Here is a 1,048-nt window from a genome sequence, read left to right as displayed (position 1 = left end):
GCCGTCGCTGCTGGTCCACTCGTGGGCGGCGCCGACGGAGACGGTGTTGGCGCGGTCGGCCAGTGATTCGCTGCCGAGCGAGACACTGTTGGCCGCGTCCTTGGTGACCCAGGCATTGGAGCCGAGCACGGTGGAGTTCACCGCCTGCGCGTAGCTGTTGTAGCCGAGCACGCTGGCGCCGTCCTCGGTGGCCCAGGCTTCGCCGCCGACGGCGGTGGTGAAATCGCCCTTGGTGACGCTGCTGGCGTCCATGCCGGCGAGCGCATTGCTGCCCAGTGCGAGGGCGTGGTCGCCCCAGGCGCTCGCCGTGCCGCCGACCGCCACGCCGCCGCTGCCCGCCGAACTTTGCGTGCCCAGCGCGGTGCCGCCGGCATCGGCGTAGGTGCCCTGGCCGAGCGCGACGCCGAAGTCGAGCGCCTGGCTTTCCGCGCCGACCGAGGTGGCGAACATGCCGTTGCCCCACGAGCCGCCGCCGAGCGCGACGCTGTTCCAGCCGCCGGCCGTCGCGGCCAGGCCGACTGCCGTCGCGTTCTGGAAGCCGTCGGCCGAGGCGAACATGCCGATGGCGGTGGCGCCCATGCCGCTGGCGGCCGATTGCCCGCCGACGGCGACCGCGCCCCAGCCCTGCGTCTGGCTGGCCGCGCCCAGCGCGACGCCGGCGCCGGCCTGCGAGTTGCTGTCCTGGCCGATGGCGATGCTGCTGGCGCCGGTGGCTTGCGCGTTGTCGCCGAACGCGGCGCTGTGGTCGCCCTGTGCCACGCTGCCGTAGCCGGCGGCGGTGGCGAACTCGCCGAGGGCGCTGGCGCTGGAGCCGAACGCGGAGGACTGGTTGCCCATCGCGAAGCTGCCGGAGCCGACCGCGGTGCCATACTCGCCCAGGGCCTGCGCGTCGTCGCTGCCGTCGCCGTTGCCGGTGGCGGCCAGGTAGTGGCTGGCGGTGCCGGCGACGGCGTTGAGCTGGTCGAGGTTCACCGCGTCGGTGCCTTCGGTGCCGGCGGCGACGTTGGCGATCTGGCGGGTGTTGGCGGCGTGCACCACGCCGTCGCTG

1 pseudogene is annotated in these 1,048 nt (G+C 74.3%); it reads right to left on the bottom strand.

The window, feature by feature from the left end:
- A pseudogene (locus ASG87_RS08885) lies at positions 1-1,048 on the bottom strand (cell surface protein); the annotation flags it as partial.

It is taken from the genome of Frateuria sp. Soil773 (assembly GCF_001428405.1).
Classification (GTDB): Bacteria; Pseudomonadota; Gammaproteobacteria; order Xanthomonadales; family Rhodanobacteraceae; genus LMSL01.
The sequence above is the reverse complement of the archived record's forward strand: the minus strand, read 5'-3'. Positions and strand labels throughout refer to the sequence as shown.